This is a genomic window from Variovorax sp. PvP013, from assembly GCF_050435945.1.
Lineage (GTDB): Bacteria > Pseudomonadota > Gammaproteobacteria > Burkholderiales > Burkholderiaceae_C > Variovorax.
The window spans coordinates 88,839-115,324 of the sequence record NZ_JBNDLF010000011.1 but is presented as its reverse complement, the minus strand read 5'-3'; the positions used below and the strand labels follow the sequence as shown (position 1 = coordinate 115,324).

Below are 26,486 nucleotides of genomic sequence, written 5' to 3'. Positions count from 1 at the left end.
GGCGGGCCGCCCGCCGAGGGCGTTCGTTCCCGCCTCAGGGCCAGCGCCGCAGCGCGTGCGGTCCGTCGCCGTTGAGTTCCCGCTGCAGGAAGTCGACGCAGGCGCGCACCTTGGCCGAATGGCTCAGGCGCACCGTGCTGGCGGCCCAGACGTCGGCCGGCTGCGACCACGCCGGCAGCACCTGCACGAGCCGGCCGGCGGCCAGGTCCTCGTGCAGGTCCCAGCTCGTCTGGCACAGGATGCCGTGGCCGTCGACGGCCCAGCCGCGCACGATGTCGGCGTTGTTCGACGACAGCCGTCCGGTGACCTTGACCTTGGTCGTCGCGCCGTCCGGACCGTCCAGGCGCCAGACGCCGAAGGCCTGGTTGCGGTCGCGCAGCACCAGGCAGTCGTGCCGGCCGAGGTCCTGGACGCCGTCCGGGGCGCCGTGGCGCGCCAGGTAGTCCGGCGAGGCGCACAGCACGCGCGTGCTCTCGGCGATGCGATGGGCCACCAGATAGGGCTCGTCGACCTCGCCCAGCCGCACGTCGAGGTCGACGTTTTCGCTGACCAGGTCGACCCGCCGGTCCACGGCGTCGAGCGTGATGTCGAGTCCCGGATGGCGCCGCGCCAGCAGCGACAGCGCCGGTGCGATGTGCCGGCGGCCGAGCCGGAAGCTGGTCGTGACGCGCAGCGTGCCGCGCGGGTCGAGCCGGTCGCGCGCCACGGTCTCGCCCATGTGCTCGACGCCCTCGAAGATCCGCTGGGCCGACGCGTAGACGCGCTCGCCGTCGGCCGTCACGGCGACGCGCCGCGCCGAGCGCAGGAACAGCGTGACGCCCAGCGCCTTCTCCAGCATGCCGATGCGCTTGCTGACGTAGGCCGGCGACACGCCCAGTTCCGTCGCCGTGGCGGCGAAGCTGGCCTTGCGGGCGGCCAGGCAGAACACCCGCAGGTCTTGGAGCTGGAAGTCGAGGTTCACGATCCGTGAATCATAAAACCACATCCGGGGCGTTGTTCCCGCGATCCGTAGGGCATAGATTCACCCCCGTCGCACCGGCGCCGGTCCGGGCGCAACCCCAGGAGACACCTTCGATGACCCGTCCGATTTCGCTCGCCGCCCTCACGGTGCTGGAGCTCACCCCGCCGCAGATGGTGAGCTGCGCCGCCCGGGCCGGCTTCAGCCACGTCGGCATCCGCCTGTTGCCGGCCACGCCGACCGAGCCGCGCCACGACCTGGTGGGCGACACGCCGCTGCTGCGCGAGGTCGAGGCCCGGCTGGCCGACACCGGCGTGAAGGTGCTCGACGCCGAGATCTTTCGTATCCGGCCCGACGTTCCGGTGGCGAGCCACGAGGCGGCCGTCGCCACGGCGGCGCGCCTGGGCGCCCGCGAGCTGCTGGTGGCCGGCAACGACCCCGACGACGCCCGCCAGATCGAGGGCTTCGGCGCGTTCTGCGACCTCGCGGCGCGCTACGGACTCGGCGCGGTGCTGGAGTTCATGCCCTGGACCGAGGCCCGCGACCTGCGGCAGGCCGCGCGCATCGTCGAGCGGTGCGGGCGCGACAACGCCGGCGTGCTGATCGACCCGTTCCACTTCAGCCGCTCGCGCAGCCTGCACGCCGACATCGCCGCCGTCCCGGCCTCGCGTTTGCGCTACGTCCAGTTCTGCGACGTGCCCGAGCGCATCCCGCCGACGATGGACGCCATCCTGGCCGAGGCCCGCGCCGAGCGCCTGTTCCCCGGCGAGGGCGAACTCGACCTCGTCGGGCTGCTGCGGATGCTGCCGCGCGACATCCCGCTGAGCGTCGAGGTGCCGACCCACGCCCTGGCGCGCACGGTGGACGCCGACGAACGCGCGCGCCGCGCGATGGCCGCCACGCGCCGCGTGCTCGCGCGGCTGGACGAATGAGCGCGATCGACCCGCCGGCGGCCGGGGCGTCGCCGGAGCGCCGCCTGGACTGCGACCTGCTGGTCGTCGGATCGGGCGCGTCGGGGCTGTCCGCGGCGGTGACGGCGGCGGCGCACGGCCTGCGGGTGGTGGTGGTGGAGAAGGCCGCGACCTTCGGCGGCGCCACGGCCTGGTCGGGCGGCTGGATGTGGGTTCCGGGCAACCCGCTGGCCCGGCGCGCCGGCATCCACGAGGACCCGGATCGGCCGCGCACCTACCTGAGGAACGAGCTGGGCGAGCGCTACGACGCGGCGCGCGTCGACGCCTTCTTGGACAACGCCGGTCCGATGGTCGAATTCTTCGAGACGCGTACCGCGCTCCGGTTCGCCGACGGCAACGCCATCCCGGACGTGCACGGCCGCGTGGCCGGGGCCGCCACCGGGGGGCACCAGGTCATCGCGGCGCCGTACGACGCCCGCGAACTCGGGGCGCTGAACGCGCGCCTGCGCCGGACGATGCGCGAGACCTCGTTCCTCGGCATGCCGATCATGGCCGGCGCCGACCTGGGCGCCTTCCTGAGCATGACGCGTTCGCCCCGGTCCTTCGTCCACGTGGCCGGGCGCTTCCTGCGCCACCTGCGCGACCTCGCGTTCCACGGCCGCGCGATGCACCTGGTCAACGGCGTCGCCCTGATCGCCCGCCTGGCGAAGTCGGCGCAGGACCTGGGCGTGCGGCTGATCGAATCGGCGCCGGCCGAGCGCCTGTGGGTCGAGGACGGCGCGGTGCGCGGCGCGATGGTCGCCACGCCGGACGGCGCCCTCGAGATCCGCGCGGCCCGGGGCGTGGTGCTGGCGGCGGGCGGCTTCCCGCACGACGTCGCGCGGCGCCGGGCGCTGTTCCCCCGCACGCCCACGGGCCGCGAGCACCTCGCCCTGCCGCCGGAGAGCTGCTCGGGCGACGGCATCACGCTGGGCGAGTCGGCGGGCGGCGTGCTGGACACGGGCCTGGCCTCGCCGGCGGCCTGGGCGCCGGTGTCGCGGGTGACGCACGCCGACGGCACGACCGGCCACTTCCCGCACATCATCGACCGCGGCAAGCCCGGCGTGATCGGCGTGCTGTCCAACGGCCGGCGCTTCGTCAACGAGGCCGACGGCTACCACGACTACACCGCCGCGATGGTGGCGCAGGCGCCCGCCGGCGAGGAGGTCTGCTCCTGGCTGGTCTGCGACCACCGCTTCCAGCGCCGCTACGGGCTCGGCCACGCGAAGCCGTTCCCGGTGCCCGTCGGCCGCGCCGTGCGCAGCGGCTACCTGCGGCGCGGCGCGACCCTCGCGGCATTGGCCACGCAGTGCGGCATCGATCCGGCCGCCCTGGCCGCCACGGTCGAGCGCTTCAACCGGCACGCCCGCGCCGGCGACGACCCGGACTTCGGCCGCGGCTCGACGCCCTACAACCGCAAGATGGGCGACCCGCTGCACCCGGGACCGAACCCGTGCGTGGCCCCCATCGAGCACGGGCCTTTCTATGCCGTGAAGGTGCTGCCGGGCAGCTTCGGCACCTTCGCCGGCCTGAAGACGAACGCCGACGCCCAGGTCCTGGACGGCGCCGGCCGGCCGATCGCGGGCCTGTACGCCGTGGGCACCGACATGGCCAGCGTCATGGGCGGCTTCTATCCGTCGGGCGGCATCAACCTGGGGCCGGCCATGACCTTCGGCTACATCGCCGGGCGCCATGCCGCCGGCGTCCCGGCGCGTCCGCGCGGCGCCACCGACCATCCCGCCTGACCTCGATCCCTTCCGAAGGAGACCCACCCCCATGGAAAAGACACGCATCGCCGTCGCCGGTGCCGGCACCATCGGCCAGGCCCACATGCGGGTGCTGCGCCAGAGCCCGACGTGCCGCCTGTCGGCCGTCGTCGATCCCGCGCCGGGCGCGCGGGCGCTGGCCGAGGCGGCCGGCGTGCCGTTCCACGCCTCGCTGGACGAACTGCTGCGCGTCGACCGGCCCGACGGCGTGATCCTCGCCACGCCCAACCCGCTGCACGTCGAGCAGGCCCTGCGCTGCATCGCGGCGGGCCTGCCGACGCTGCTGGAGAAACCCGTCGCCCCGACCGTCGCCGAGGCCCGGCGCGTGGTCGACGCCGTCGAGCGCGACGGCGTCGCGCTGCTGGTGGGCCATCACCGCGCCCACAGCCCGATCATGCGTCGCGCCCGGGAGATCGTCGGCGCGGGCCGGCTCGGCCGGCTGGTGGCCGTCATGGGCAGCGCCGTCTTCTACAAGCCCGACCACTACTTCGACGACGCGCCCTGGCGCCGGCAGGTCGGCGCCGGGCCGATCCTGCTCAACCTGATCCACGAGGTGCACAACCTGCGCATGCTGTGCGGCGAGATCGCCGGCGTCCAGGCCATCGCCTCGCACGCGGTGCGCGGCTTCCCGGTGGAGGACACGGTGGCGATCGGCCTGCGCTTCGCCAGCGGCGCGCTGGGCACCTTCATGCTCTCGGACACGGCGGCGAGCGCCCGCAGCTGGGAGCAGACCTCGCGCGAGAACGAAAGCTACGCGAGCTATCCGGACGAGGACTGCTACGTGCTCGCGGGCACGCACGGCTCGCTGTCCATCCCCACGATGCGCCTGAAGACCTACGCCCGCGACGCGGACCGCTCGTGGTGGAAGCCCTTCGAGACCGGCGTGGCCGACCTCGATCGCGGCGATCCGCTGGCGTTCCAGATCGAGCATTTCGGCCAGGTCGTACGCGGCGAGGCGCGGCCGGTCGTCGGCGCCCGCGACGGCCTGGAGAACCTGCGCGTCACCGAGGCCATCGCCGAGGCGGCGCGCACCGGCGGCACGGTCGACCTGGCGTCGGTCTGAGCGGGCCGGCGAACGCGGACCGTTTCGCGGCGGTCCGCGTTCCCGGGGCGTATAAGACCTGCCGGAGACCCGCCCCATGAAAATCATCATCCTCGGCGCCGGCCGCATCGGCGAGAGCGTGGCCGACACGCTCGTGTCCGAACGCAACGACATCACCGTCATCGACACCGACGCGGCGCGCCTGCAGCAGCTGGAGGAGCGGCTCGAACTGCGCGGCGTCGTGGGCAGCGGCATCGAACCCGACGTGCTGGCCGAAGCCGGCGCGCGCGACGCCGACATGCTCATCGCCTGCGCCGCGCAGGACGAGACCAACCTGGTGTGCTGCAAGGTCGCCCACCAGGTCTTCGGCATCCCGACGCGCATCGCGCGCGTGCGCTCCGGCGCCTACAAGGAGGACAGCCCGCTGCTGGGCCGGGACGGCTTCGCGGTCGACCGCGTGATCTGCCCGGAGGAATCGCTCACGCGCTATATCGGCAAGCTGGTCGAGTACCCCGAGGCGCTGCAGGTGCGCGAGTTCGCCGGCGGACTGGCCTGCCTGGTGTCGGTGCGCGCGGTGGCCGGGGCGCCGCTGGTGCGCCACAGCATCGCCGAGTTGCGCGAATGCGTGCCCGACGCCGACATGCGCATCGTCGCGATCTACCGCCGGCTGGACAACGAGCCCGACCGCTTCATCGTCTGCGACGGCGCCACGCTCATCGAGCCCGGCGACGAGGTCTTCGTGCTGTCGGCGCGCGAGTACCTGCCCTCGGTGCTGTCGGCCCTGCACCGCGACGACCGGGCCGAGCGGCGCGACGTCACCCGCATCATGATCGCGGGCGGCGGCCGGGTGGGGCAGCGGCTCGCGCGGCAGCTCGTCGAGACCGGGCGCAGGTACCAGATCAAGGTGCTGGAGCGCGACCACGCGCGCTGCGTGCGGCTGGCCTCCGAGCTGCCGGCCGGCGTGCTGGTGCTGCACGGCGACGGCACCGACGAGGACCTGCTGGAGGACGAGGACATCGAGCACGTCGACCTGTTTCTCTCCCTGACCAGCGACGACGAGGACAACATCATGGCCAGCCTGCTGGCCAAGCGCCTGGGCGCGACCCGCGTGCTGGCGCTGATCAACCGGCGCAGCTACGCGGAGCTGATGCACGGCACGCAGATCGACATCGCGCTGTCGCCGGCGCAGACCATGCTCGGCGAACTGCTGGCCTACGTGCGCCAGGGCGACGTGCAGGCCGTGCACAGCCTGCGCCGCGGCGTGGCCGAGGCGCTGGAGATCGTGGCGCGGGGCGACCGCCGCACCTCCCGCGTGGTCGGCCGGCGCATCTGCGACATCCCGCTGCCCAAGGGCGCGCAGTTCGGCCTGGTGATGCGCGGCCTGCCGGCGATCGGGGAGGGCACGCCGCCGGCGGGCGTGGCGCCGCCGCCGGCGCCGGCCCGGGTGCTCATCGCCCGGGGCGACACCGTCATCGAGAGCGACGACCACGTCGTCATCTTCGTGCCGCGCCGCGCCCAGGTGCGCGACGTGGAGAAGCTGTTCCGCGTCGGCGTCACCTTCTTCTGAGCCGATGGTCGATTTCCTGCCCGTCCTGCGCGTGCTCGGCGCGCTGCTGACCTTCTTCTCGCTGGGCCTGGCCGTGCCGTGGATCGTCTCCTGGGCGCACGCCGACGGCCTGCGCCACGTGTGGGCGGCCGCCGCCGCGATCACCCTCGCCTGCGGCGGCGCGCTGTGGCTGGGTCTGCGCGGCCACCGGCGCGAGCTGCAGCCGCGCCACGGCATCGTGCTGGCGTCCTTCGCCTGGGTGGCGATGCCGCTGTTCGCCGCGCTGCCGTTGATGGGGGCGCTCGAGGCCGCCGGCCGGCCGATCGGCTTCACCGACGCGTACTTCGAGGCGGTCTCCGGCCTCACCACCACGGGCGCGACGGTGCTCGTCGGGCTCGACACCCTGCCGGTGTCGATCAACGTCTGGCGCACCTTCCTGCAGTGGATCGGCGGCATGGGGATCCTGGTGCTGGCGGTGGCCATCCTGCCGCTGCTGGGCGTGGGCGGCAGCCAGCTCTTCAAGGCCGAGGTCGCCGGCCCGATCAAGGACAGCCGCCTCACGCCGCGCGTCAAGGAGACCGCCAAGGGACTCTGGGCCATCTACGCGACGTTCTCGATCGTCTGCTTCGCGGCCTACTGGGCCGGCGGCATGACGGCCATGGACGCGCTGATGCACATGTTCGCCACCGTCAGCCTGGGTGGCCTGTCCTCGCACGACACGAGCTTCGCGCACTTCGCCTCGCCCGTGCTCGAGGGCGTGGCGGTGCTGTTCATGCTGGCGGCGAGCTGCAACTTCGCGCTCTACTTCGTCGCCCTGCGCCGGGGCCACTGGCGCGGCTTCTGGCGCGACCCGGAACTGCGCGCCACGCTGGTCGCCCTGATCGGCGGCGGCCTGGTGGTGGCGGCGGTGCTGTGGGCCAAGGGCGTCTACGGCCCGCTCGACGCGCTGCGCTACGGCGTGTTCCACGCCATCTCGGTGGGCAGCACGACCGGGTTCGCCACGGTCGACTACCTCGCCTGGCCGGTGTTCGCGCCGCTGTTCATGCTGCTGCTCTCGGGCGTGGCGACCAGCGCCGGCTCGGCCGGCTGCGGCATCAAGATGGTGCGGGTGCTCATCCTCATGAAGCAGGCCGGGCGCGAGATGACGCGCCTGGTGCATCCGCGCGCGGTGCAGCCGGTGACGCTGGGCGCGGTGGTGGTCGACCACCGCGTGATCTTCTCGGTGCTGGCCTTCATGCTGGTCTACGGCGTGACGACGATCTCGCTGAGCATGCTGCTGGTGCTCAGCGACCTCGACCCGGTCACGGCCTTCAGCGCCGTGATCGCCAGCGTCAACTGCACCGGACCGGGACTCGGCACCGTCGGGCCGGCGGGCAACTTCAGCGGACTGACCGGCTTCCAGGTCTGGGTCTGCACCTTCGCGATGATCCTCGGACGGCTGGAGATGCTGAGCTTCATCGCGCTGCTGACGCCGTCGTTCTGGCGCAAGTGAGACGGCGGCGTGCTCAGGATGCGTCGGCGGCCGGCGCCACCGAGGCGCCTTCGATGCCGTGCCGGCGCAACGCGTCGGCGACGAAGCCGGAGGCCTTCATCGCCTCGACGAAATCGCCCAGCACCCGGGCAGCGGCCTCGCCGCGCGACTTCGGGCAACCCATGGCCTGGCGGATCACCATGAAGCGCCCTGGCAGCAGGCGCAGGCCGGGGTGGCGGGCGGCGTCGGCCTCCAGCTGCTGCTTCACGCCCGCGGCGACGTCGAGCGCCTGCTCCAGGAAGGTCGCGACCACCGTCGGCGAGGTCGGCGCGCGCACGATCTCGGCCTGCTTGAGCTCGCGCGTCAGGTACAGGTCGTAGGCGCTGCCCTTGCCGACCGTGACGCGCGTGCCGGCGCGGTCGACCTCGTCGTTGGCGCGCAGCGGCGAGGCCTCGCGCACGAGGTAGGCGCCCTCGATGTGGACGTAGCCGTCGGTGAAGGCGATCTGCGCGCCGCGCACCGGGTCGATGGCGAAGAAGCCGATGTCGGCGCGCTCGTCGGCCACCGCCTCGACGGACTTGCCGGCGGCGTCGAACACCACCAGCTCGAGCGCGACGCCCAGGCGCTCGGCGAAGGCGCGCGCCAGGTCGATCGACACGCCCACGGGCTGGCCGTCCGGCCCGCGGTTCGCGAGGATCGGATTGCCCAGGTTGATGGAGGCGCGCAAGGCGCCGGTGGGGGTGAGGGCGGCGGCGACGTCGCGCGGAAGTTCGCTCATGGCTGGGTGGTTCCCGATGGGGTGGAGAGGAGGTGGGTGAAGAGGCCGGACGCCGCCGGCGCGCAAAGGTCGATGTGCGTCTCGTCGCTCAGGTTCTCGCTGAACCAGGCGGCGATGGCGGCGCGGCGCTCGCCGACGTACTCGGGCCGGCCGGCGACGTCCAGCCGCATGCACAGGTCGTGGCCGGGTACCAGGATCGTGCCGGGCGTTGCGCGCCAGTGGCGCCAGATGAGGTCGAGCGAGGCCTCGCTCTGCCGGTGGTCGGCGCTGGCGTCGACGCGGCGACCGAGGAGTTCGGCGCGGTTCTTCGCGGCGTCGCCGGAGAACAGCAGGTGGATCGGGTTCGCCGTCATCAGGAAGATCAGGTGCCCTGGCGTGTGGCCTGGCGCGGCGACGGCGCGCAGCCCGGGCAGGAAGTCCTGCTCGGGGCCCAGGCGCTCGACCCGGGGATGGACGGCGAGTTCGCGCACATAGAGCTCGGGCAGCGGGTCGAAGCCCGGCGCCTGTGCCAGCGCCCAGTCCAGCTCCGTCGCGCCGATCCAGACCGTCGCGGCCGGGAACAGCGTGAAGTTCACCGCGTGGTCGTAGTGCGCGTGGGTCAGCACCACGTCGGTCACGTCCTGCGGCGCCACGCCGGCCGCGCGAAGTTGCTTGGCCAGCTCGCGCCGCACGCCGAAGGCGCCGACGTCGATCAGGATCACGCGGCCGAAGCCGCGCAGCAGCGTCACCGTGCTCCAGCCGAGGCCACCGTGGCACACGGCCTTGCCGGGAAAGCCCTGCACCAGCACGTCGATCCGGTACACGGCTCAGTCCACCTGGATGTGGGAGGCCTTAATCAGCCGGCCATAGGAGGCGGTCTCGGCCTGGATCAGCCGGCGGAATTCCGCCGGCGTCCCGCCGATCAGGTCGTAGCCGCCCTCGGTCGCCAGGCGGCGGATCACGTCGGGCGCCTGCAGCGCCTTGACGGCCTCGGCGCGCAGCCGCTCGACGATGGCCGCATCGGTCTTCGCCGGCACCAGGATGCCTTGGAACTGCGTGACGTTGAAATCGCGGTAGCCCAGCTCCGCCATGGTCGGCAGCTGCGGCAGCGACGCGGCGCGGCGCGGTCCGGTGACCGCGTAGCCGCGCAGCTTGCCGCTGGCGATCCGCGGCGCCGCCGTGACCACCGTGTCGAAGGTGAACGACAGTTGCCCGCCCAGCAGGTCGGCCAGCGCCAGCGAGGCGCCCTTGTACGGGACGTGCGTGAGCTTCGTGCCGGTCAGCCCGGCGAACAGTTCGCCCGCGAGGTGGCCGCCGCCGCCGACGCCGGTCGAGCCGTAGCTGATCCTGCCGGGGTCGGCCTTGGCGGCCGCGACGAGCTCGGGCACGCCGGTGATCGGCGAGTTCGCCGGCACCACCAGCGCGTACTGGTAGCTGGTGAGCTGCGTGACCGGGGCCAGGTCCTTCAACGGGTCGTAGGGCAGCTTGGCGTAGAGGGAGGGGTTGACCACGATCGGCCCGCTCGCCACCAGCAGCACGGTGTAGCCGTCCGGTGCCGCCTTGGCGACGGCGTCGGTGCCGATGTTGCCGTTGGCGCCGCCCCGGTTGTCGACGACGACCGGCACGCCCAGCCCCTCGGCCATCTTCTGGCCGACGATGCGCGCCGTGATGTCGGCCGCGCCGCCGGCCGCGTACGGCACGATCATGCGGATCGGCTTGTCGGGGTAGCCCGGCTGCGCCCGCGCCGGAGCGTGCAGGGTGGCGGCCGCGAGGATCAGGGCGAGCGCGAGTCTGTGCATGGTGCTGGTCTCCTTGGATTCGGCGTCCGCATCGCTCAGGCGGCGGCTTCGGCGCGTCGGCGCAGCAGCGCCAGGACGTCGGGCGTCACCTCGATGCCCTCGGCGCGCTGACGGCGCATGCGGCGAAGCTCGATCTCGCCCGGCACGATCACCGGCTTGCCTTCCTCGGCCGCCGGGCTGCCGTGCAGGATCCCGGCGAAGTCGCGCATGCGCCCGGCCAGCCAGGCGCCCGAGCCCAGGCGCTTCGCATCGATCAGGATGAAGAAGTGGCCCAGGTTCTGCGGCTCGTCCGGCGCATCGACCCACGACTTGACGTGGGTCAGGTAGGCGGCGTCGGACAGCACGCCGGCGAACAGGTCCACCAGCAGCGCCAGCCCGTAGCCCTTGTGGCCGCCGATGGGCTGCAGGAAGCCGTCGAGCGCGGCCTTGGGGTCGGTCGTCGCGCGGCCCTGCTTGTCGGTGCCCCAGGTGTCGGGGATCGATTCGCCGGCCTTGAGCGCGTTGCGGATCTTGGCGCGCGCCACCACGCTCATCGCCATGTCGAGCATGAAGTGCTCGCCGTCCGCGCCCGGCACGCCGAAGCCCAGCGGGCTGTTGCCCAGGCGCGCGTCGCTGCCGCCCCAGGGCGCGATGGTGGTGGTCGCGTTGCTGCCGATCATGCTGGCGAAGCCCTGCTCGGCCGCCAGGTAGCTGTAGGGCGAGATCGGCCCGAAGTGGTTGCTGCCGCGCACGAAGGCCGCGCCGATGCCGCATTCGCGCGCCACGTCCATCGCCGCGCGCAACCCATGCATGCCCACCAGCGGGCCGACGCCGTTGGCGCCGTCGACGGTGACCAGGGCCGGCGCCACGCGCTCGACGGCGATGGCGGGAGTCCTCGCGATGCCACTTACGTCGAGCCGCTCGCCGTAGGACTCGACGCGGCTCAGGCCGTGGGTGGAGAGGCCGAACAGGTCGGCCAGCACCAGGACGTCGACGACGTCCTTGGCATCGGCGGCGTTCAGGCCCAGGCCTTCGAAGGCGCTCTGGCCGAGGTCGCGGAGTTCGGCTTCGGAGAGGCGGGTGCGGGGGTCGGTGGCGTTGGCGGTGGCGGTGTTCATGGGGGTCCTGGAGGGCGGTCGGGTGGGAAAGAAGAGGAGGCGGAGGAGGTGGAGAGGGGCGGGCCGGGGGCGGGCTCAGTCGGCCGTCAGCCGGGCGGCGCGCACGACCGTGGCCCAGCGCGTCTGTTCGCCGGCGATGAAGGCCGCGAAGTCCTTCGGCCCCATGGGAGAGGCGGCGCTGGAGTCCTCCTCCAGCCGGCGCTGCACGGCGGGCGACGCCAGGGCCTTGCGCGCTTCCTCGTCGAGGCGCCGGACGACGGCCTCGGGCGTCTTCGCCGGCGCGAGCAGGCCGAACCACTGCGAACTCTCGAAGTCCGGATGGCCCAGCTCGGCGACCGTGGGCACGTCCGGGACGGCGGCCAGGCGCTGCGCCGAGCCGACCGCCAGGATCCTCACCTTGTTGGCCTTCACGTGCGGCAGGAAGCCCGGCAGCCCGGCCGACGCGGCGTCGATGTTGCCGGCCAGCAGGTCGGTCATCTGCGCGCCGGTGCCCTTGTAGGGCACGTGGGTCACGTCGATGCCCGCGGTGACCTTGAGCATCTCGAAGGCCAGGTGCCCGGCGCTGCCGTTGCCCGCCGAGCCATAGTTCAGCCGTCCGGGCTCGGCCTTCGCCAGCGCGACGAACTGGGGCAGGGTGGTCGCCTTCACCTTCGCGCCGACGGCGAAAACCATCGGCACGCGCGCCAGCAGCGTCACCGGCTGGAAGTCCTTGCGGACGTCGTAGGGCAGCCGGGCCATCATGGCCGGATTGACCGCCAGCGTCCCGACATGGCCGAGCACGATGGTGTAGCCGTCGGGCGCCGCGCGGGCGGCCTCCTGCATCGCGATCACGCCCTGGCCGCCGGCCTTGTTGTCGACGATGACGGCCTGTCCCAGGTCCTTGCCCATCTCGGCGGCGATCGCCCGCGCGATGACGTCGGAACTGCCGCCGGGACCGTAGGGGACGACGAGCCGGATGGGGCGCACGGGCTGCCATGCCTGGGCGGCGGCGAGGTGCGGTGCGGCCAGCGCGACACAAGTTGCGAACGCCATGAAGGCGCGGCGACGGGCGCGCTCCGGCTGGCGGAAAAGGGGTGTGTTCAATGGAAAGTCTCCGAGCGTTGTCTGACCCGAGGAATGATCGGCAGGCGCTTTGACGGTGTAAAGTGCAAAGATCCGTTCAATTCTTGCGCTAGACGCTGCAATAGACAGGCGCCGATTTCCCATGAATTTCGACCTCGCCGACCTGCGCGCCTTCCTTTCCGTCGCCGACCTCGGCAGCTTCCGCGCCGCCTCGGATGTGCTGCATCTGTCGCAGTCGGCGCTATCCCGCCGCGTCGACAAGCTGGAGGACGCGCTCGGGGTGCAGCTCTTCACGCGCACCACGCGCAAGGTGGAACTCACGACCGTCGGCCGCGCCTTCGTGCATCGGGCGCGCAACGTCTTCGACGAACTCGACAGCGCCCTGCTGGGCATCGCCGACGTGGCCGAGCGCCTCTCGGGCGAGGTCACGCTGGCCTGCGTACCCTCGGCGGTCGGGTACTTCCTGCCGTCGGTGTTCGAGGAGTACCACCGGCTCTACCCCGGGATCCGGGTACGGTTGCACGACGAGTCGTCCAGCGACGTGCTGCTGGCGGTCACGCGTGGCGAGGCGGATTTCGGCGTCACCTACATCGGCACGCAGGAGGCGGACATCGACTTCCTGCCGCTCATCGAGGAGGCGTTCGTGCTGGCGTGTCCGTCGGGCCATCCACTGGCCCGGCGCGAGACCGTGCGCTGGGCCGACCTCGGCGAGCACTCCTACATCGCGCTCGCGCAGGGCAGCGGCAACCGCTTCCTCATCGATCAGGCGCTGGCGCGCTCGACCTCCCGGCCGCGCTGGTTCTGCGAGGTCAACCACGTCCCGGCGCTGGTCAGCCTCGTGACGGCCGGACTCGGCGTGGGCGTGGTCCCGCGCATGGCGCTGCCGCCGGACGGCCACGCCGGGATGACGGCCGTCGCGCTGGTCGAGCCCACGGTGAGCCGGACGCTGGGCCTGATCGTGCGTCGCGGCAAGCCCCTGGCCACCGCCGCACGGCTCCTCCACGACATGCTGGTCGTACGCAAAGGGGAGATCGCGAAGCCCGGCTAGGACCGATCGGACCGAAACCGCCGTGGACCGCTACGGCAGACGGCCGTCCCGCGCCGCCGGCTCCAGCACCTCCGGCGACAGCCCGTGCCGCCCCAGCACGGCGCCGAGCCGGGCGCGCAGGAAGGCCTGGGTGGCATAGCGCGTGGTGGAGGAGTGGCAGCGATCGGCCACGTCCTTGACCATGCGCCAGTAGGCGTCCTCCAGGTCGGGCAGCACCCGGAAGTCGCTGTAGTCGACCACCGCCGGCACCTTGTGGCCGACCGCCTCGACCTGCTGCACGATGCGCTCGGCGATCGCCGCCACGTCATCCGGCGTGCGCACGCTGAACCCCGCGAGGTTGACGAACAGCGTGCCCTGGGCGGGGTCGTAGCGGATGCGCTCGCGCAGCGGCAGGCTCAGCATGCGCTCGCGCAGGCCCATCGGCGCGTCCTCGAAGATGCGCGCGTCCATGAGGCGTGGCGGGCGCGGCATGAGCGGGCGGAAGCCCATCAGGGCCAGCACGTCGCGCTCCAGGTCGATGCCCGGCGCGATCTCGACCAGTTCCAGGCCCTGCGCGCCGAGCCGGAAGACGCAGCGCTCGGTCACGTAGAGCACGGGCTGCCGCCGCTCCCGCGCATAGCCGCCGCCGAAGGTGCGGTGCTCGACGGCGGCGACGAACTTCGGCGTGCCGGGCAGCGCGGCGTCGACGACCAGCCGGGCGTGGCGCACCACGGCCTCGACGCCGCCGGCGCCGAAGGTGCCCACGAACACCACCTGCTTGGCGTTCTGGCTGATGTTGATGAAGCCGCCCGCGCCGGCGAGCCGGTTGCCGAACCGGCTGACGTTCACGTTGCCCTCGGCGTCGGCCTGCGCCATGCCCAGGAAGGCGATGTCGAGGCCGCCGCCGTCGTAGAAGTCGAACTGGTAGGGCTGGTCGATCACGGCCTGGGTGTTGACCGCCGCGCCGAAGTCCAGGCCCGAGGCCGGCACGCCGCCGATGACGCCGGGCTCGGCCGTCATCGTCAGCAGGTCGACGAAGCCCTCCTCGTCGACGACGTGGGCGATCCCCTCGGGCATGCCGATCCCGAGGTTGACGACGCTGCGCGCCCGCAGCTCGAGCGCGGCGCGCCGCGCGATCACCTTGCGCGCGGTCAATGCCAGGGGCTCGGCCGCCCCGGCGCGCACGCGGATCTCGCCGCTGTAGGCCGGGCTGTAGGGCGTGGCGAAGGTCTGCCAGTGGTGCTCCGGGCGGGCCTGCACGACGCAGTCCACCAGCAGGCCGGGCACCTTGACCTGGCGCGGCGCGAGCGAGCCGCGCTCGGCGATGCGCTCGACCTGGGCGATGACGATGCCGCCGCTGTTGTGCGCCGCCATGGCGATCGACAGCGCCTCCAGCGTCAGCGCCTCGCGCTCCATCGTGAGGTTGCCGTCGGGGTCGGCCGTGGTGGCGCGGACGACGGCCACGTGGACCGGGAAGGTGCGGTAGAGCAGCACCTCCTCGCCGGCGACGGTGATCAGCTCGACCAGGTCCTCGGTCGTGCGCGCGTTCATCTTGCCGCCGCCCAGGCGCGGGTCGACGAAGGTGCCCAGGCCGACCCGGCTGAGGTGCCCCGGCCGGTGGCCGGCGATGTCGCGGAACAGGCAGGAGATCACGCCCTGGGGCAGGTTGTAGGCCTCGATCTCGCCGGCGATGGCCATGCGCCCGAGCTTGGGCACCAGGCCCCAGTGGCCGCCGATCACCCGGCGCACCAGGCCCGCGTGGGCCAGATGGTTGAGGCCCTTGTCGCGGCCGTCGCCCTGGCCGCCGGCGTAGACCAGCGTCAGATCGCCCAGGCGTGGCGCGCCGTCGTCCACCGCGCCGGCCAGGAAGCGCCGCTCGATGGCGATGGCGATCTCCTCGGCGAAGCCGATGCCCACGAAGCCCGAGGTCGCCACGGTGTCGCCGGGACGGATCAGCCGCACCGCCTGCTCGGCGGTGACGATCTTGCCGTCGACGTCGGGGATGAAGGGCTTGGTGCGGGAGGAAGGGGGCTGGAAGGAGGAGGGAGAAGAGGAGGCGGAGGTCATGGGAGTCGGTCTCGTCGATGCGCGGTCCGGCCGCCGTTCATGCTAGCCGAGCGGAATCGGGTCGACCGGCCGACGATCCTTCGGGACTTTCTCAATCTTGTCGAATGATATTCGTCGAAGAAGCGATAGAGGATGAAAAAAAGAAGCCTGTTCGGCGCGAACCCCGGAAGAATCGAGGGCATGGAACTGCTTTCGACCGAACATCCCTCGCCGGCCACGGGCCATCCCGCCGCCGTGCCGCCGCACGGGCCGCACCGCCTCGCCAACGGCGCCGTCGCCCTGCTCGACACGCTGATCGAATGCGGCGTCGACACGATCTTCGGCTATCCAGGCGGCGCGGCACTGCCGCTCTACGACGCGCTGCACGGCGAGCCGAGGCTGCGCCACGTGCTGGTGCGCCACGAGCAGGCGGCGGTGCACGCGGCCGAGGGCTACGCGCGCACCACCGGCCGGGTCGGCGTCGTGCTGGTCACCTCGGGGCCGGGAGTGGGCAACACCATCAGCGGGCTGCTCGACGCGATCAGCGACTCGATCCCCGTGCTGTGCATCAGCGGGCAGGTCGCCACCGGCGTGATCGGCACCCAGGCGTTCCAGGAGAGCGATGCGCTGGGCATGTCGCGCCCGGTCACCAAGTGGAACCACCAGGCCCGGGTGGCCGACGAGATCCCGTCGGTGGTGCGCCGCGCGCTGGAGATCGCCGCGAGCGGGCGCCCGGGGCCGGTGCTGATCGACGTGCCCAAGGACGTGCAGCTCATGACGCTGGGCACGGCGGCCCCGGTCCCGGCCCGGCCGCAGCGGCGGTCGCGCGCCGGCGGCGGCGCCCTGCCGACCGGCAGCCTGCAGCGCGCCGCCGACCTGATGTCGACCGCGCGCCGGCCGATCGTCTACGGCGGCGGCGGGCTGGTGAACTCGGGCGCGGCCGCCTGCGAGGCCTTCACGCGGCTGGTGCATCGGCTCGACGCGCCCTGCACCCTGACCCTGATGGGGCTGGGCGCATTCCCCGCGTCGGACCCGCGCTTCCTGGGCATGCTGGGCATGCACGGCGCGCTGGAGGCCAACCTGGCGATGCACGAGGCCGACCTGGTGATCTGCATCGGCGCGCGCTTCGACGACCGCGTGACCGGCAAGCTCGACGAGTTCTGCCCCCACGCCCGCAAGATCCACGTCGACATCGATCCGGGCAGCATCAACCGCACCGTGCGGGTCGACGTGCCCATCGTCGGCGACTGCGGCGCGGTGCTCGACGCGCTGCTGGCCCTGTCGCCGCTGCGCGACCTGCCGGCGGCGCGACTGGCGCCGTGGTGGGCGCGGATCGGACGCTGGCGCGCCGAACGCTGCTTCGACTTCGCCCCGCGCGCCGACGTGATCCTGCCGCAGCAGCTGATGCGCCGCCTGCAGGCGACGGTCGAGGGGCGCGACGCCATCGTCTCCACCGACGTCGGCCAGCACCAGATGTGGGCCGCGCAACACGTGCGCTTCGAGCGGCCGGGCCGCTGGCTGACCTCGGGCGGGGCCGGCACCATGGGCTACGGCTTGCCGGCGGCCATCGGCGCGCAGGTTGCGCACCCCGACGCGCTGGTGGTGTGCGTGAGCGGCGACGCCTCGGTGCTGATGAACATCCAGGAACTCTCCACCGCCGTGCAGCACCGCACGCCGGTCAAGCTGGTGCTGTCGAACAACGGCTACATGGGCATGGTGCGCCAGTGGCAGGAGCTCAACCACGGCAACCGCCTGAGCCACAGCTGGAACGAGGCGCTGCCGGACTTCGTGGCCCTGGCGAAGGCCTTCGGCTGGGGCGCGCGGCGCGTGGCCGACCCGGCCGAGCTCGACGCGGCGCTGGCCGAGTGCCTGGCCCACGAGGGGCCGTTCTTCCTCGACGTGCAGGTGGCCGCGCAGGAGAACTGCTTTCCGATGATGCCCTCGGGCCACGGGCACCACCGCGTGATGCTGGGCAAGGACCGGTGGTACGAGGACACGCAGGAAGACACCGGCGGATAGACGGTGCCGCGACCGCGCCGGCGGACCGCAAATCTTTTAGGGTCTGTCCATGCGCGGGGCGCTTCGACGCCGCGTCGCAACGGGTCACACTGGCGGCGACGAAAGGCAGCGGCCGGAGGGCGTCCGCCGGTCCTGGGAGACACGACATGAACGAACCATCTTCGGGCGCCGTCCGGTGGTCCGCAGGCACGCGACCGCCGGTCGCGCGCGTTCCCGCCGACGCCTGCGATTGCCATCACCACATCTACGACGCGCGCCATCCGTTCGACCGCGCGGCCACGCTGCGACCGGGCGACGCGTCGATCGCCGACTACCGCGCCCTGCAGCGGCGCATCGGCACGACGCGCAACGTCGTCGTGCAGCCGTCGAGCTATGGCACCGACAACCGCCTGCTGCTCGAATCGCTCGGCCACTTCGGCGCCCGCGCGCGGGGCATCGCCGTCGTCGACACCGGGGTGAGCGACGCGCGGCTGCACGCGCTGCACGCGGGAGGCGTCCGCGGCATCCGGTTCAACCTGGCTCCGCCGGGCGTCACCACGCTGGCCATGGTCGCGCCGCTGGCGGCACGGATCGCGCCGCTGGGATGGCACGTGCAGGTCAACGCGCCCGCGGACGTCCTGCTCGACGCGCGCGCGCTCTGGGCGGGACTCCCGGTTCCCGTGGTGTTCGACCACCTGGCGCGCGTGCCCCAGCCGGAGGCGACACGGCATCCGACCTTCCTGATGGTTCGCGAACTGCTCCGGCTGGACCGGGCCTACGTCAAGCTGTCCGGCTTCTACAACGAGTCGATCGTCGGCGCGCCCGGCTATGCCGATGCCGTGGAGGAAGCCGCCGCCTACGCCCGCGCGGCGCCCCGGCGCGTGCTCTGGGGCAGCGACTGGCCGCATCCGACGGAGCAGCCCGACCGGCTCCCCGACGATGCCGCCCTGCTGGACGCCTTCGCCGACGCGGTGCCGGACGAGGCCCTGCGGCGGCGGATCCTGGTCGACAACCCGGCCGGCCTCTACGGCTTCCCCTGACGCGGCCGGTGCCGCCGCCGCGGCGAGGGGAGTCAAAAATTATTGTTCTCTGACGGTGTGGCCGTCGCTTCTTCCGGCGCGACCGGACTTCGAGAATCGAGCGACGGGATCGACGTCCTCCGTCGACGACGGCACGCGATTCCCTCTTCAGGAGACACCCACCCATGACCACCCGGCTGCGCGGCGCACTGGCACCCGTGCTGACACCCTTCGACGACCGCCTGGAGCCCGACGTCGGACGCTTCGTCGCGCACTGCCGGTGGCTCGTCGACAACGACGCGGGTCTGGCCATCTTCGGCACCAACTCCGAAGCCGCGTCGATCGCCGTCGCCGAGCGGAAGTCGCTGACCGAGGCGCTGGTGGAAGCGGGCATCCCGGCGGCCAAGATGATGCCGGGGACGGGCGCCTGCGCATTGCCCGACGCGGTCGAGCTCTCGCGCCATGCGTCGGGCCTCGGCGTCGCGGGGCTGCTGATGCTGCCGCCGTTCTTCTTCAAGGGCGTCTCCGACGACGGCGTGTTCGCGTACTACGCCGAGGTCATCGAGCGGGTCGGCTCGGGCTGCGCGCCGATCTACCTCTATCACATCCCCCAGTTCACCCACGTGCCGATCACGCTGGGTCTCATCGAGCGGCTGCGCAAGCGCTATCCGGACGTCGTCGCCGGCGCCAAGGACTCCTCGGGCGACTGGGCCAACACCCGGGCCATGATCGACCACTTCGCCGCCGACGGTTTCGACGTGTTCCCCGCCAGCGAGTCCTTGCTGTCGATGGCGATGCCCCTGGGCGCCGCCGGCTGCATCAGCGCCACCGTGAACATGAATCCCGCCGGCATCCATCGCGTCTGCGCGGGATGGGACGGCGCCGACGCCCCCGACCTCCAGGCCCGGGCCGACGCGGTGCGCCAGGTGTTCCAGGGCCCGCACATGATTCCCGCGATGAAGCACGCGGTGGCGGTCCGTTCCGGCGACGCGCGATGGCGCAACGTGCGGCCGCCGCTGGTCGCGCTGGCGCCGTCGATGGGCGAGGCGATCGACGCCCGGCTGCGGGCCATCGACTTCGACATGCCGGGCTACCCGCGTCATTGAATCCAGGGCTGCAGCGACGGCGGCGGGGCCAGCGCTCGCGGCGACCCGCGTTCCGTCCCCGACGCCCGGCCTTCGGGCCCGAATCCGCATCCATGCAACAACGAGGAGACACACATGACGTCCTTTTCCCGTTCCGCCGCCGGATCGACGCCTCGCGTCGGCCGCCCGGGCGCGCTGGCCCTCGCCGTGGCCGGTGCCGTCCTCGCGGCGCTCGGCGCGCCCGCCCTCGCGCAGCAGCAGACGATCACCATGTGGAGCCACTGGCCCGACGAGGTCTCCAAGCGCACCTTCATCGAGGAGCGCGTGAAGCAGTTCGAGGCCGCCACGCCGCAGTGCAAGGTCAACCTGCAGTTCGTCCAGAAGGCCGATCTCTACACCTCGGTGAAGACCTCGGTGCGCACCGGCCAGGCGCCCGACATCTTCTGGCTGGAGCCCGACGAGATCGCCTTCGCCAAGAGCGGCTACCTGGAGCCGCTGGACAAGTACATCGATCTGGCCAACCTCGAGGACTGGGCCAAGCGTGCCTGGACCTGGAACGGCAAGGTCTACGCCATGCCCCAGGAGGCCTACTCGGTCGAGCTCTACTACAACCGCGACCTGATGAAGAAGATCGGCGTGACGCCGCCCGCGACCATGCAGATGACGCAGGCCCAGTTCACCGACATGGTCAGGCGCTCGGTGGCCGCCGGCATCACGCCCACGGCCACGGGCGTGGGCGACCGGCCCTATCCGGGCGCGTACTTCCTGCAGGAGGTGCTGCTGCGCAAGCTGGGGACCGAGGACTACGAGAAGCTGCTCACCGGAAAGCTGGCGTTCCAGGACCCGCGTGTCGTCGAGGCCATGACCTGGGTCAAGCAGCTGGTGGATGCCGGCATGTTCCCCAGGAGCATGGCGACCATGAAGCTCGGCGAGTCGCACTACTACTTCCACACCAATCCCGGGGCGCTGACGTTCCCGATCGCGAGCTGGTACACGGGGCGGGCCTTCGTCGCGCCGGAGAAGGGCGGGCAGCCCAAGGACTTCGCGCTCGGCCTGATGAAGTATCCGGCCATGGACGGCAGCAAGTGCCCCGAATGCAAGACCCTGGCGGTGGGCGGCAGCTACGTGATGTACGCGCGCGGCAAGAACAAGGAATGCGCCGGCCGGATGCTCGCGTCCCTGGCGACCGTGGAGAACGGCAACAGGTGGATGGAGAGCGTGCTGCTGCAGACGGGGGTGCGCACCGATCCGTCCCGCATCACCAGCATCTACGCGCCGTACTTCAAGGAACTGCAGGAGCGCTCGGTCGGCGCCAAATACTTCATCGGCACGCCGCTGCACTACATGAGCGGCAAATGCGGCGACACCTTCGCGCAGGTGCTCAACCGGGCCTTTCCCGGCGGGCTGATGAGCGTCGCCGACGCGGCGACGCAGATGGACGCGGCATGCAAGGCCTCGGGCTGAAGCGCCGCACGCGGAGATCGACATGAGCGATCGTGCTCCCGGGACTCCCGGCGTCGCCGCGGCGCTGCGCCGCACGCTGGCGACCTGGCTCGCCGCGCCGGAGGCCGATTCCCGGCGCGCCTCGCTGCCGACGGTGATGCTGTTCCTCGCGCCGGCGCTGATCGTCTACGCAGCGCTGACGGCCTATCCGGTGGCGCGCACCTTCTACAACAGCTTCTTCAACGTGGCCGACCTGGCTTCCGCGGAGTTCGTCGGCTGGGCCCACTACGCCGAGGTGTTCAAGGACCGCACGTTCTGGGCGGCGGTGCGCAACACCGCCATCTGGTCGGTCGTCGGCCCGATCCTCGACGTGGTGGTCGGGCTGCTGCTGGCGCTGTGCCTGTACGCCGGCGTGCCGTTCTCGCGCTTCCTGCGGATCGCGTGGTTCACGCCCGTGCTGCTGTCCTACGTGGTGGTCGGGATCATGTGGGTCTGGATCTACAACTACGACTGGGGCGTCGTCAACGCCCTGCTGCGCGGGCTGGGGCTCGGGCACTGGGCCCAGGCCTGGCTGGGCGATCCGCGCTTCGCGCTGGGCTCGCTGATCGTCACCCATGCCTGGAAATGGGCCGGCTTCAACATGGTGGTGTGCCTGGCCGCGCTGCACTCGCTGCCCTCCGAGGTCCTGGAGGCGGCCGAACTCGACAACTGCGGCTGGTGGCACAAGCTCGTCGACATCATCGTGCCGATGCTCTGGCCGACGCTGCTGAACCTCTACATCCTCGCCTTCATCGGCAAGATGAAGGTCTTCGACCTGGTCTGGATCATGACCGAGGGCGGGCCGGTATGGTCGACCGAGACGGTGTCGACCTACGTCTACAAGCGGGCCTTCAACTGGAACACCTTCGACCTCGGCTACCCGTCGGCGATCGCCGTCGTGTGGTTCTTCGTGGTGGTGGGGTTCGTGGTCCTCTTCAACCTCCTGTTCCGTCGCCGCGAGCGCATGGAGTACTGATCCCATGACTTCGAACGCCTCCACGCTCGACGCGCCCGTCGGGGTCGAGCACCGCGACTCGGTGGCCGCGACGCTGTCGCGCATGCTGCGCAACGGCGGACTCATGGCCGCCGTGGTGCTCTACACGCTCTACTCGGCGCTGCCCTTCGTCTGGATCGGCACGATGTCGGTGCGCACGACCGCCGAGATCAGCGCGCGGCACTTCGCCTGGCCCGAGACCTTCCATTGGGAGAAGTTCCGCATCGCCTGGGTGGATTCGAACTTCGCCCAGTACTTCTGGAACAGCACGCTCGTCGTCGTCTCGGCGGTCGCCATCGTCACGCTGCTGGGCGCGGCGGCCGCGCACTGCCTGGCGCGCTACAACTTCCGCGGCAACCGGCTGGTCTACTTCGTCCTGTTCAGCTCGATCGTCTTTCCGCCGCAGATCATCCTGATCTCGCTGTTCCAGGTGCTGGTGGAGTACGACCTCTACAACTCCCGGCTCGGCCTGACGATCGTGTACGTGAGCCTGCAGCTGCCGCTGACGGTCTACCTGCTCGAAGGCTTCTTCGCGCGCATCCCCCAGGACCTGTTCGACGCCGCCAAGATGGACGGCTACTCGGACTTCGAGATCTTCTGGCGCATCGTGCTGCCGGTGGGCATGCCGGCGATCGCGACCACCATCATTCTGAACTTCATCCAGCTGTGGAACGAGTTCCTGTTCGCGGTGGTGCTGCTGAGCGACCAGGGCGCGCGCACGCTGCCCATCGGCATCCGGGCCTACATGGGCGACTATTTCCAGGACATCGGCATGATCGCCACCGGCATGATGATCGCCGTCATTCCGGTCGTGGTGCTCTACGCCTTCTTCTCCGAAAAGCTCATCCAGGGCATGACGGCGGGCGCCGTCAAGTAACCACCAACGACCGGAAGACCACCGTGGCAGCAGTCCATCTCGAGAACATCGTCAAGCGCTACAGGGACACCGCGCAGCCCGCCGTCGACGACGTGTCGCTGTCCGTTCAGGACGGCGAGTTCATGGTCCTGCTCGGCCCCTCGGGCTGCGGGAAGTCGACCACGCTGCGCATGATCGCGGGGTTGGAGGCGATCAGCGACGGCTCCCTGGTCATCGACACCCGCAAGGTCAACGAGGTGCCCGCCAAGGACCGCGACATCGCCATGGTGTTCCAGTCCTATGCGCTCTATCCGCACATGACCGTGGCCGAGAACCTGTCCTTCGGCCTGCGGCGCCGCAAGGTCGACGCCGATCGGATCGCCGCCCGGGTGAAGTCGGCCGCGGACATCCTGGGCCTGAACGAGCTGCTCGCGCGCAAGCCCGCGGCGCTCTCGGGCGGCCAGCGGCAGCGGGTGGCGCTGGGCCGCGCGATCGTGCGCGAGCCCAAGGTCTTCCTGTTCGACGAACCGCTGTCGAACCTCGACGCGGCGCTGCGGGTGAACACGCGCAACGAGCTGGTGCGCCTGCACCACCGGCTGGGCGCGACCATGATCTACGTCACGCACGACCAGGTCGAGGCCATGACCATGGGCCAGCGGATCTGCGTCATGAACAAGGGTCGCATCGCCCAGGTCGGCAAGCCGCTGGACGTCTACCGCCGGCCGGCCGATGCGTTCGTCGCGCGCTTCCTCGGCAACCCGCCGATGAACATCCTCGAGGCGCGGATCGCGCCGGGAGCGTCGCCCGCGATGGCCCTGCTCGGCGGCAGCGCGTTGCCGCTCGGGCGCTGGGCGCCCGCCGCGCTGCCGGCCTCGGGCGATCTGCTCGTCGGCGTGCGGCCCGAGGAACTCCGGCTGCACGAACACCGCACGGACGGCCGCACGCTGCGCGGCATCGTCTCGGCCGTCGAGCCGCTGGGCGCGGAGACCCTGCTCATGGTCGCCCTGGAGGAGGGCGCCGGCGATGTCATGGTGCGGCTGCACCGCGACGTCGACGCCGCCATCGGCGATCGCGTGGGCCTGAGCGTTCCCGACCACGCGCTCTACCTGTTCGACGCCGCCACCGAGAAGGCGATTCCGGCGACGGACGCCGGCACGCCATGACGCAGCGCCTGCGCATCGGTCTGGTCGGCGCGGGCTGGGTCACGGCGCATCACCTGGCCGGCTGGCGATCCCTGGCGGACCGTGCCACCGTCGTGGCGATCGCCGACCCCGATCCGGCCAAGGCCCACGCGCGGGCGCGGGAGTTCGGCATCGAGCGGGTGTTCGCCGATGCACGGGACATGTTCGACGCGATGCCGCTCGATGCCGTCGACGTGGCGGCGCCGCGCGAGTTCCACGCCGACATCGTGCGCGCGGCGGCACGGCGCGGCCTGGCCGTGCTGTGCCAGAAGCCCCTGGCGCCCACGCTCGACGAGGCGCGGGCGCTGGCCGACGAGGTGGCGCCCCGCTGCCGGCTCATGGTCCACGAGAACTGGCGCTTCCGTCCGTACTACCGCGACCTCGCCGCCTGGCTGGCCGAGGGCCGCATCGGCGACGTGGTGCAGGCGAGCCTGACGCTGCTGACCTCCGGACTGTTGCCGGACGAGGCGGGTCGGCTGCCCGCGCTCGAGCGCCAGCCTTTCGTCGCCGGCCTGGATCGCGCGCTGGTGATGGAGATCCTGATCCACCACGTCGACACGCTCCGCTTCCTGCTGGGCGAACTGACGCTGGTGCACGCGCGCCTCGGGCGCGGCAGCGCCGCGATGCGGGGAGAGGACCGTGCCTTCATGTCCTTCGAGACCGCCTCGCACGCCCCGGTGTCGCTGCTGGCCAACCTGTCGGTCCACGGCCGTCCGCCGGCCCAGGCCGACCGGCTCACCCTGATCGGCACGCGGGGGACGATCGAACTCGCCGAGGACACGTTGAGCTGCGTGGGTGCGTACCCCGACGAGCGGCGCTACGACATGCCCGCGTGCTACCTCGCCTCCTACGCGGCGACGATCGCGCATTTCGTCGACGCGCTGGCGCACGGCCACCCCTTCGAGACCGAACCCGCCGACAACCTGCGGACCCTGGCGCTGGTCGAGGCGGTGTACCGGCGGGGCGGGACCGAGGACCCCCGCTGACCGCCGACACGCGGGCGCCGGCGATCGGCCCTCAGGCCGGGCGCACGCCGCCGAGCGCTTCGCGCTTGATCTTCTTGGCCAGCGACCATTTGTGGACCTCGGTCGGGCCGTCGTAGATGCGAAAGGCGCGCACCTCGCGGAACACCTGTTCGACGATGGTGTCGCCCGAGACCCCGGCACCGCCCATGACCTGCACGCAGCGGTCGGCGACGCGGTAGAGGGCCTCGGAGACCGCCACCTTGGCCATGGAGCTCTCGGCGGTGCCCTGCGAGCCGCCGTCGAGCACGCCGGCACACCAGTCGATCATCAGCGCGGCCTGCTGCAGGTCGATCAGGTTGTCGGCCAGCATGAAGCCGACGCCCTCGTGGTCGATCAGCGGCTTGCCGAAGGCCTTGCGGTCGACGGCATAGGCGGTGGCGATCTCGTGCGCGCGCACGGTCGAGCCGAACCAGCGCATGCAGTGCGACAGCCGCGCCGGCGACAGCCGCACCTGCGCGTAGCGGAAGCCCGCGTGAAGCTCGCCCAGCACCTGGTCGTCCGATACCCGCAGGTCGTCGATGGCGATCAAGGCGTGGCCGCCGGGCATCGAGCTGTCGATGGTGTCGAGCACGCGCTCGATGCGGATGGCGGGGTGGGGCAGGTCGACGAGGAACATGGTCGCCTTGACCGGCTCGCCGTCCTCGCTGGTGCGGGCCATGACGATGCCGACCTCGGCGCCGTCCGCGCCGGTGATGAAGGCCTTGCGGCCGTCGATGCGCCAGCCGTCGCCCGCGCGCACGGCCTGGGTCCGCAGCATCGACGGGTCGGAGCCCGCGCCGCCCTCGGCCGCCGGTTCGGTCATGAAGAAGGCCGAGCGGGCATGGCCGCTCACCAGCTTGTGCAGGAAGCGCTCCCGCTGCGCCGGCGTGGCCGCCTGACCGAGCAGGAACATGTTGCCCTCGTCCGGCGCCATGGTGTTCACCGCCACCGGACCGAGCGGCGACAGGCCCGAGCGCTTGAGCACGGCGGCGGTCTCCAGCTGCGTCATGTGGCTGCCGTCGGGCAGGATGTGCGGCGTCATCAGCCCGGCGTCGCGGGCCTTGGCACGCATCTCGGCGACCAGTTCGGCCGAGGGGCCGTGGGCGCCGGCGCGCGGGTCGCGCTCGTAGGGCGCGATCACGTCGCGCACGAAGGCCTCGACGCGCTCGGCCACGAAGCGGCTGCGTTCGGTGGGGCAGGGGGTGAACATGGGGGCGGTCCTTTGACGTGGAGACGACGATCTTCCGATGGTTGTCCGATCGTTCCTGTCGCATCGGTGGCTTCGGACGACACGGTGATGGGCGCGGGCACCGTCGGTCGATTGCTGCTAACGCCATCGCGATCGA

General features: G+C 71.7%; 22 protein-coding genes. 14 read left to right on the top strand and 8 right to left on the bottom strand.

Translation table 11 applies throughout. From position 1 onward, the window contains the following. Positions 1-34 precede the first annotated feature (34 nt). The gene (locus ABID77_RS20510; protein WP_429599879.1) at positions 35-961 is read right to left on the bottom strand and encodes a LysR family transcriptional regulator; all 927 of its coding nucleotides are present in this window, start codon (positions 959-961) and stop codon (positions 35-37) included. A gap of 113 nt (positions 962-1,074) precedes the next feature. On the opposite strand from ABID77_RS20510, the gene ABID77_RS20505 reads away from it, so the two are divergent. The 5 genes from ABID77_RS20505 to ABID77_RS20485 all read left to right on the top strand — a co-directional run bounded on the left by ABID77_RS20505 (position 1,075) and on the right by ABID77_RS20485 (position 7,754). Next, positions 1,075-1,890 (top strand): sugar phosphate isomerase/epimerase family protein, encoded by an 816-nt coding sequence (locus tag ABID77_RS20505; RefSeq protein ID WP_429599876.1) that lies wholly within the window; start codon positions 1,075-1,077, stop codon positions 1,888-1,890. Beyond that, entirely contained in the window at positions 1,887-3,653 is a 1,767-nt protein-coding gene (locus ABID77_RS20500) for an FAD-dependent oxidoreductase (protein ID WP_429599873.1), read from the top strand. The genes ABID77_RS20505 and ABID77_RS20500 overlap by 4 nt, the downstream gene beginning before the upstream one ends. A gap of 31 nt (positions 3,654-3,684) precedes the next feature. After that, on the top strand, positions 3,685-4,737 hold the full coding sequence (locus ABID77_RS20495; protein ID WP_429599871.1) for a Gfo/Idh/MocA family protein: 1,053 nt from the start codon (positions 3,685-3,687) through the stop codon (positions 4,735-4,737). A gap of 76 nt (positions 4,738-4,813) precedes the next feature. Beyond that, positions 4,814-6,283 carry a Trk system potassium transporter TrkA gene (gene trkA, locus ABID77_RS20490; protein ID WP_429599868.1) on the top strand — a complete coding sequence of 490 codons (1,470 nt, stop codon included), beginning with the start codon at positions 4,814-4,816 and terminating at the stop codon, positions 6,281-6,283. A 4-nt stretch (positions 6,284-6,287) separates the two neighbouring features. Beyond that, complete coding sequence (locus ABID77_RS20485) at positions 6,288-7,754, top strand: TrkH family potassium uptake protein (RefSeq protein ID WP_429599865.1); 1,467 nt, start codon at positions 6,288-6,290, stop codon at positions 7,752-7,754. Between the two features lie 13 nt (positions 7,755-7,767). Here ABID77_RS20485 and ABID77_RS20480 read toward each other — a convergent pair whose 3' ends face one another. From ABID77_RS20480 to ABID77_RS20460, 5 genes are all read right to left on the bottom strand, one after another. Continuing rightward, a complete protein-coding gene (locus ABID77_RS20480; protein ID WP_429599863.1) occupies positions 7,768-8,511 on the bottom strand; it encodes an ABC transporter substrate-binding protein in 744 nt (247 codons plus the stop codon). After that, the gene (locus ABID77_RS20475; protein ID WP_429599861.1) at positions 8,508-9,314 is read right to left on the bottom strand and encodes an MBL fold metallo-hydrolase; all 807 of its coding nucleotides are present in this window, start codon (positions 9,312-9,314) and stop codon (positions 8,508-8,510) included. Before ABID77_RS20475 ends, ABID77_RS20480 begins: the two co-directional genes overlap by 4 nt. Positions 9,315-9,317: 3 nt before the next feature. Next, the gene (locus tag ABID77_RS20470) at positions 9,318-10,289 is read right to left on the bottom strand and encodes a Bug family tripartite tricarboxylate transporter substrate binding protein (RefSeq protein WP_429599858.1); all 972 of its coding nucleotides are present in this window, start codon (positions 10,287-10,289) and stop codon (positions 9,318-9,320) included. A 35-nt stretch (positions 10,290-10,324) separates the two neighbouring features. After that, on the bottom strand, positions 10,325-11,386 hold the full coding sequence (locus ABID77_RS20465) for an Ldh family oxidoreductase (RefSeq protein ID WP_429599855.1): 1,062 nt from the start codon (positions 11,384-11,386) through the stop codon (positions 10,325-10,327). A gap of 75 nt (positions 11,387-11,461) precedes the next feature. Continuing rightward, the gene (locus tag ABID77_RS20460; protein WP_429599931.1) at positions 11,462-12,418 is read right to left on the bottom strand and encodes a Bug family tripartite tricarboxylate transporter substrate binding protein; all 957 of its coding nucleotides are present in this window, start codon (positions 12,416-12,418) and stop codon (positions 11,462-11,464) included. A gap of 172 nt (positions 12,419-12,590) precedes the next feature. On the opposite strand from ABID77_RS20460, the gene ABID77_RS20455 reads away from it, so the two are divergent. Next, on the top strand, positions 12,591-13,496 hold the full coding sequence (locus ABID77_RS20455) for a LysR family transcriptional regulator (protein WP_429599853.1): 906 nt from the start codon (positions 12,591-12,593) through the stop codon (positions 13,494-13,496). Positions 13,497-13,526: 30 nt separating this feature from the next. Here ABID77_RS20455 and ABID77_RS20450 read toward each other — a convergent pair whose 3' ends face one another. Further along, positions 13,527-15,542 (bottom strand): acyl CoA:acetate/3-ketoacid CoA transferase, encoded by a 2,016-nt coding sequence (locus ABID77_RS20450; RefSeq protein ID WP_429599851.1) that lies wholly within the window; start codon positions 15,540-15,542, stop codon positions 13,527-13,529. 180 nt (positions 15,543-15,722) lie between these two features. Here ABID77_RS20450 and ilvB point away from each other — a divergent pair, with 180 nt between their 5' ends. The 8 genes from ilvB (at position 15,723) to ABID77_RS20410 (ending at position 25,122) form a co-directional block, all read left to right on the top strand. Further along, positions 15,723-17,540, top strand: a complete 1,818-nt coding sequence (gene ilvB / locus ABID77_RS20445) for a biosynthetic-type acetolactate synthase large subunit (RefSeq protein WP_429599848.1) — start codon at positions 15,723-15,725, stop codon at positions 17,538-17,540. A 146-nt stretch (positions 17,541-17,686) separates the two neighbouring features. After that, a complete protein-coding gene (locus ABID77_RS20440) occupies positions 17,687-18,559 on the top strand; it encodes an amidohydrolase family protein (protein WP_429599846.1) in 873 nt (290 codons plus the stop codon). Between the two features lie 164 nt (positions 18,560-18,723). After that, on the top strand, positions 18,724-19,644 hold the full coding sequence (locus ABID77_RS20435) for a dihydrodipicolinate synthase family protein (RefSeq protein ID WP_429599843.1): 921 nt from the start codon (positions 18,724-18,726) through the stop codon (positions 19,642-19,644). Between the two features lie 114 nt (positions 19,645-19,758). After that, a complete protein-coding gene (locus ABID77_RS20430; RefSeq protein ID WP_429599840.1) occupies positions 19,759-21,087 on the top strand; it encodes an ABC transporter substrate-binding protein in 1,329 nt (442 codons plus the stop codon). A gap of 22 nt (positions 21,088-21,109) precedes the next feature. Then, positions 21,110-22,081: a carbohydrate ABC transporter permease gene (locus ABID77_RS20425; protein ID WP_429599838.1), complete on the top strand. Its 972-nt coding sequence runs from the start codon at positions 21,110-21,112 to the stop codon at positions 22,079-22,081. A 4-nt stretch (positions 22,082-22,085) separates the two neighbouring features. Beyond that, positions 22,086-22,976, top strand: coding sequence for a carbohydrate ABC transporter permease (locus ABID77_RS20420; RefSeq protein WP_429599837.1), 891 nt, complete (start codon positions 22,086-22,088; stop codon positions 22,974-22,976). 23 nt (positions 22,977-22,999) lie between these two features. Next, on the top strand, positions 23,000-24,118 hold the full coding sequence (locus ABID77_RS20415) for an ABC transporter ATP-binding protein (RefSeq protein WP_429599835.1): 1,119 nt from the start codon (positions 23,000-23,002) through the stop codon (positions 24,116-24,118). Continuing rightward, positions 24,115-25,122, top strand: a complete 1,008-nt coding sequence (locus ABID77_RS20410) for a Gfo/Idh/MocA family protein (RefSeq protein WP_429599832.1) — start codon at positions 24,115-24,117, stop codon at positions 25,120-25,122. The genes ABID77_RS20415 and ABID77_RS20410 overlap by 4 nt, the downstream gene beginning before the upstream one ends. Positions 25,123-25,153: 31 nt before the next feature. On the opposite strand, the gene ABID77_RS20405 is transcribed toward ABID77_RS20410, so the two are convergent. Next, positions 25,154-26,350 (bottom strand): acyl-CoA dehydrogenase family protein, encoded by a 1,197-nt coding sequence (locus tag ABID77_RS20405; protein ID WP_429599829.1) that lies wholly within the window; start codon positions 26,348-26,350, stop codon positions 25,154-25,156. Positions 26,351-26,486: the final 136 nt, after the last annotated feature.

Bases quoted from the DNA above. Each gene is read 5' to 3' on its own strand.
- ABID77_RS20495 (WP_429599871.1), top strand. From the start codon at position 3,685: ATGGAAAAGACACGCATCGCCGTCGCCGGTGCCGGCACCATCGGCCAG.
- ABID77_RS20435 (WP_429599843.1), top strand. From the start codon at position 18,724: ATGACCACCCGGCTGCGCGGCGCACTGGCACCCGTGCTGACACCCTTC.
- ABID77_RS20480 (WP_429599863.1), bottom strand. From the start codon at position 8,511: ATGAGCGAACTTCCGCGCGACGTCGCCGCCGCCCTCACCCCCACCGGC.
- ABID77_RS20450 (WP_429599851.1), bottom strand. From the start codon at position 15,542: ATGACCTCCGCCTCCTCTTCTCCCTCCTCCTTCCAGCCCCCTTCCTCC.
- ABID77_RS20470 (WP_429599858.1), bottom strand. From the start codon at position 10,289: ATGCACAGACTCGCGCTCGCCCTGATCCTCGCGGCCGCCACCCTGCAC.
- ABID77_RS20405 (WP_429599829.1), bottom strand. From the start codon at position 26,350: ATGTTCACCCCCTGCCCCACCGAACGCAGCCGCTTCGTGGCCGAGCGC.
- ilvB (WP_429599848.1), top strand. From the start codon at position 15,723: ATGGAACTGCTTTCGACCGAACATCCCTCGCCGGCCACGGGCCATCCC.
- ABID77_RS20440 (WP_429599846.1), top strand. From the start codon at position 17,687: ATGAACGAACCATCTTCGGGCGCCGTCCGGTGGTCCGCAGGCACGCGA.
- ABID77_RS20430 (WP_429599840.1), top strand. From the start codon at position 19,759: ATGACGTCCTTTTCCCGTTCCGCCGCCGGATCGACGCCTCGCGTCGGC.
- ABID77_RS20485 (WP_429599865.1), top strand. From the start codon at position 6,288: ATGGTCGATTTCCTGCCCGTCCTGCGCGTGCTCGGCGCGCTGCTGACC.
- ABID77_RS20425 (WP_429599838.1), top strand. From the start codon at position 21,110: ATGAGCGATCGTGCTCCCGGGACTCCCGGCGTCGCCGCGGCGCTGCGC.
- ABID77_RS20460 (WP_429599931.1), bottom strand. From the start codon at position 12,418: ATGGCGTTCGCAACTTGTGTCGCGCTGGCCGCACCGCACCTCGCCGCC.
- ABID77_RS20505 (WP_429599876.1), top strand. From the start codon at position 1,075: ATGACCCGTCCGATTTCGCTCGCCGCCCTCACGGTGCTGGAGCTCACC.
- ABID77_RS20500 (WP_429599873.1), top strand. From the start codon at position 1,887: ATGAGCGCGATCGACCCGCCGGCGGCCGGGGCGTCGCCGGAGCGCCGC.
- ABID77_RS20410 (WP_429599832.1), top strand. From the start codon at position 24,115: ATGACGCAGCGCCTGCGCATCGGTCTGGTCGGCGCGGGCTGGGTCACG.
- trkA (WP_429599868.1), top strand. From the start codon at position 4,814: ATGAAAATCATCATCCTCGGCGCCGGCCGCATCGGCGAGAGCGTGGCC.
- ABID77_RS20420 (WP_429599837.1), top strand. From the start codon at position 22,086: ATGACTTCGAACGCCTCCACGCTCGACGCGCCCGTCGGGGTCGAGCAC.
- ABID77_RS20465 (WP_429599855.1), bottom strand. From the start codon at position 11,386: ATGAACACCGCCACCGCCAACGCCACCGACCCCCGCACCCGCCTCTCC.
- ABID77_RS20455 (WP_429599853.1), top strand. From the start codon at position 12,591: ATGAATTTCGACCTCGCCGACCTGCGCGCCTTCCTTTCCGTCGCCGAC.